The organism is uncultured Rothia sp., assembly GCF_937976295.1.
Taxonomy (GTDB): Bacteria; Actinomycetota; Actinomycetes; order Actinomycetales; family Micrococcaceae; genus Rothia.
Genome location: NZ_CALJRY010000382.1, coordinates 1 through 4,740, shown reverse-complemented (window position 1 = coordinate 4,740; position 4,740 = coordinate 1). Strand labels below are relative to the sequence as shown.

At 61.1% G+C, this 4,740-nt stretch carries 4 protein-coding genes; all 4 read right to left on the bottom strand.

Annotated elements, in window-relative coordinates:
* Window positions 1-106: 106 nt before the first annotated feature.
* Window positions 107-859, bottom strand: coding sequence for a DUF4345 domain-containing protein (locus tag Q0216_RS10160; protein ID WP_298595111.1), 753 nt, complete (start codon window positions 857-859; stop codon window positions 107-109).
* Window positions 860-1,047: 188 nt separating this feature from the next.
* Complete coding sequence (gene truB, locus Q0216_RS10155) at window positions 1,048-2,142, bottom strand: tRNA pseudouridine(55) synthase TruB (RefSeq protein WP_298595106.1); 1,095 nt, start codon at window positions 2,140-2,142, stop codon at window positions 1,048-1,050.
* Entirely contained in the window at window positions 2,143-2,583 is a 441-nt protein-coding gene (rbfA, locus tag Q0216_RS10150; RefSeq protein WP_298595104.1) for a 30S ribosome-binding factor RbfA, read from the bottom strand. It abuts the gene before it with no gap.
* Window positions 2,584-2,759: 176 nt separating this feature from the next.
* Window positions 2,760-4,740 (bottom strand): translation initiation factor IF-2 (infB, locus tag Q0216_RS10145; protein WP_298595101.1); only part of this gene is annotated, 1,981 nt, incomplete at its 5' end.

The following is a 4,740-nucleotide window of genomic DNA, read 5'->3' as shown; positions in this document are numbered from 1 at the left end:
GCAGAGCCCCACTCACAGCCCAAGCCCCACCCACCAGCAAACTCGCCCATAAGAAGGCCCGGGCAGGCATCCCACCGTACGGCAGGAACCTTCCCGGGCGTAACGACTACTTACGAGCCTGGTTACGAGAAGCCTTCAGCATCTCCTGGCGAATCTTATTGGACTTGTTAATCCAGCCGTACCACACCAGCAGGCACGGAGGAATCACAAGCTCAGTCACCATCAGCACAATCAGCGACCAGTGCGGGGTGCCGAAGAACGCCCACGACAGAATACGACCCACACCGCCCAGGAAAACCACCAGGCAGGAGAACGCGAGCATATTCACCCACTTGAACTTCAAGGCAATGAACACGAAGGACAGGCCCACACCCACATAGATTGCCGCGAAGAACGCGTAGTTCGACTGCACCGAGGGGTTCGCAAAATCTGCAGGCGCATCCGGAATAACGCGGACACCACCCAGAACCTGCCACACACCGTACGCAATCATGCACAGACCGTACAGCGCCACCGCCGCACGGAACGCCGCACGGTTCTGAGGCTTAGCCTCCTCCTCAATGCTCTTGGGACGGGCAAACGCCTCACGGGTTGTCTTCTTCTCAGCCTTCTTATCTGCCTTCTTCGACGCCTTATCGCCGGACGCCGGTGCGGCTACGCGAACGCCCTCGGCTGCCTTCGCCGCAGAAATAGGCTCAGCACTCTTAGCACCGGAAGCCTTCGCGGCACCGCGCTGAGTAGCAGCTCCGGTCGCAGCAGCCCCGGTTGCGGTAGCTTCAGCCTGCGCAGACTCTACGCGGGGTACCGGCGCGGTACGAGGCTCACTCGCCTTATTAGCGGAGCTCTGGTTCTCGCTCATCTTCTCTCCTTCAGCAGGGCCGGGCGGCACCCGCACGAGTAGTCATGTGTGTTTAGGGGTTACGTTAGCGTGTTGAATGAATGGGGGCGCACATTCGATAGGGTGCACATTCGATAGGGCGCTGAACAAATCAGGTGTAAGCAGGTGCAAACACCGAACCCTCTTCGCCCATCATAAGCCCTCAACGCCTAGTTGAAGGAACGATTCGCCTCAAAAACCAGCACCGGGGCGGCCTGAACCTTCCCGCGCTGCTTCTTATTCTCCAACAGGGCAACCAGGGTACCGTCCGGGGCGAAGCCCGCCACAATACCCTCAACGCTGGCATGTTGCACAGCGCCGGACTCATCCGCGCTCGCGTGCACGGAACGCTTCACCACGGAGCCGTCACCGCTGGGGCTAATACGGCGCCCGTAGGAAATATCGCTCGCCTCCGCGGCAGAGAGCTCACGCGCACCAAAGATGCGGCGTGCCGCCTCCTCCAGGGGAAGCAGCGGCAGGTCTTCCAGCTGTGCTGACTCTTCACGGCGCTGCTTCAACTGCACCAAATCAGCGGCGTCCTCAAGCACCACGGCACCCACACGAGTACGGCGAAGAGCCGTCAGGTGGCCGCCGGTGCCCAGAATCTTGCCCAAATCACGCGCCAGGGCACGAATGTAGGTACCCGAAGAGCACGAAACCGTCACATCGCAGTCAATCACGGGAACCGAAGTTGCCATGTGCTCGCCCTCGTTCTCGGGGTCCTCAATCACGTACTCGGCAAAACCGGCAGTCACAGAATGCACCGTGAACTCGCTAATCGTCACCGGACGCGCCGCCAACTCAACCTGCTCGCCGCTACGCACACGCGCATACGAGCGAACACCGTTGATCTTGATAGCAGACACCGCAGAAGGAACCTGCAGAATATCGCCGCTCAGCTGCGCCACAGCCTCCAGGATGCGCGCACGCATCCGCTCGGCGTCCATACCGGTCAGCGCCTCAACGGCATCCGGATGCGCGGCGGTGTGCTCACCCTCGGCGTCCTCAGTCAGCGTCTCAATGCCCAGGCGAATCGTCGCGTCATAGGTTTTATCCTGACCGACCAGGTAGGTCAGCAGCTTGGTCGCCTTATTAATGCCCAAAATCAGCACGCCGGTCGCGGCAGGGTCCAGCGTACCGGCATGACCAACCCGCCGGGTGCCAGCAATACGACGCATCTGAGAGACTGCGTCGTGACTACTCATCCCGGCGGGCTTATCAATGACCATCAGGCCGGACGGGCCCTGAGGTTGCTTCTTCGCCACTTAGGCGTCCTCACCCTCGGCAGGCTCATCCTTCTTGTAGGGGTCAGCCTCACCAGCGTACTCCGCGCCCTCAGCTGCAGCAGCCAGGGCGGCGTCGCGCTCGCGGGTCTCGCGCAGAAGCGCCTCAATGTGGAAGGCGTTCTCGGGAACCTCGTCAGCAACGAAAGTCAGGGTGGGGGTCAGGCGGGCGGTAATGTTCTTACCCACCTCGGAGCGCAGAATACCCTTAGCGGATTCCAGCGCCTTCTTGGTGTTTGCGGCGTCCTCTTCGGAGCCGAACACGGTGTAGTAGAGGGTTGCGTGCTGCAGGTCGTTGGTCACGCGGGCATCGGTAATGGTCACAAAACCGAGGCGGGGATCCTTAACACGACGCTCCAGCGCCTTCGCCACAATTACCTTGATGCGGTCGGCAAGTCGTGCCGCGCGGGCTGCATCAGCCATGTGTTTCTCCTTGAATTGTCGTGACACCTCCGTGGGCACTCGAGGTGCTTCTTTGGAAGCGTTCCAGGTAATGCGGAAGCGCCCGCCCCGCCAGCATCCGCCCCGCAGGCTCTAAGTTTTAGAAGCCTGCGGGTGCGGGAACACTAGCGGGTGACGGGCGCATCAGCGTGTGAGTCTTAGACACGCGGCTTTTCGCGCATCTCCCAAGTCTCGATAATGTCGCCTTCCTTGATGTCGTTGAAGGAGCCGAGGCCAATACCACACTCGAAACCTTCGCGAACCTCGGTAGCGTCGTCCTTGAAGCGACGCAGCGACTCGATGGTGAGGTTGTCTGCCACCACGGAACCATCGCGCACCAGGCGTGCCTTGGCGTTGCGCTTGATGATGCCGTTCTTGACGATCGAACCTGCGATGTTGCCCCACTTGGAGGAGCGGAAGACCTCGCGGATCTCTGCGGAGCCGAGCTCCACTTCCTCGTACTCGGGCTTGAGCATACCCTTGACGGCCTGCTCAATTTCCTCAATCGCACGGTAGATGACCGAGTAGAACTTCATCTCGACGCCTTCGCGGTCGGCAAGTTCTGCAACGCGCTCTGCCGGGCGGACGTTGAAGCCGATGATGACCGCGTTGTCCACGGTAGCCAGGTTCACGTCGTTCTGGGTAATAGCACCCACACCGCGGTGGATGACGCGCAGCTGAACCTCGTCGCCACCGGCGTCGATCTTCATCAGGGACTCTTCCAGTGCTTCCACAGCACCGGAGACGTCACCCTTGATGATCAGGTTCAGGGTGTCCATCTTGCCCTCGGCCACGGCGGCGTCGAAGGACTCGAGGGTCACGCGCTTACGACGCTTAGCCAGCTGAGCGTTACGATCAGCAGCCTCACGCTTCTCAGCGATCTGACGAGCGGTACGCTCCTCCTCGGTGGAGAGGAAGGTGTCGCCTGCACGAGGAACGGTGGACAGACCCAGCACCTGAACGGGGCGGGACGGGCCAGCTTCCTTCACAGCCTGACCGTTCTCATCGAACATTGCACGAACGCGACCGTGAGCAACACCGGCAACGATAGCGTCACCGACGCGCAGGGTACCGGACTGAACCAGGACGGTACAAACCGCACCGCGGCCCTTATCCAGGTTTGCTTCAATAGCAACGCCGCGTGCTTCCTTGTTCGGGTTAGCGGTCAGTTCGAGCACGTCAGCGGTCAGAGTGACAGCCTCAAGCAGCTCGTCAATGTTGGTGCCGTTGCGAGCGGAGACGTCCACGAACATGGTGTCGCCACCGTACTCTTCGGGAATCAGACCGTACTCGGTGAGCTGGCCACGGATCTTGTCCGGGGACGCACCTTCCTTATCGATCTTGTTCACAGCAACCACGATCGGCACGTTAGCTGCCTGTGCGTGGTTCAGCGCCTCAACGGTCTGAGGCATAACGCCGTCATCCGCTGCGACCACGAGGATTGCCACGTCGGTAACCTTCGCACCACGGGCACGCATAGCGGTGAACGCCTCGTGACCGGGGGTATCGATGAAGGTAATCGCGCGGTCTTCACCCTCAACGGTGGTGTGGACCTGGTATGCACCAATGTGCTGGGTAATGCCGCCGGCCTCACCCTCAATGACGTTGGTGTTACGGATAGCGTCCAGCAGGCGGGTCTTACCGTGGTCAACGTGACCCATGACGGTAACGACCGGGGGACGAACCTCCAGAACATCCTCGCCCTCAGCTTCTGCTTCGGCTTCGAGGTTGATGTCGAAGGACTCGAGCAGCTCGCGCTCCTCATCCTCCGGGGAAACAATCTTGATGACGTAACCCAGTTCGGCACCCAGCAGCTCGAAGGTCTCCTCGTCCAGGGACTGAGTCTGGGTAGCCATCTCACCCATGTGGAAGAGAACCGTAATCAGCGATGCCGGGTTTGCGCCAATCTTCTCAGCGAAGTCCATGATGGACGCGCCGCGGCGCAGACGAATCTCGGTCGAGCCGTCGCCGCGAGGAACAACCACGCCACCGGGTGCCGGTGCGTTCAGCTGCTCCTGCTCATGGCGGCGAGCTGCCTTGGACTTGCGGCCCTTACGCTTGGAGCCACCGCGGCCGAATGCACCCTGTGCATTGCCGCGACCGCCGGGGCCGGGACGACCCGGACCGCGGTTGAAGCCG

Bases quoted from the DNA above. Each gene is read 5' to 3' on its own strand.
- Q0216_RS10160 (WP_298595111.1), bottom strand. From the start codon at position 859: ATGAGCGAGAACCAGAGCTCCGCTAATAAGGCGAGTGAGCCTCGTACC.
- rbfA (WP_298595104.1), bottom strand. From the start codon at position 2,583: ATGGCTGATGCAGCCCGCGCGGCACGACTTGCCGACCGCATCAAGGTA.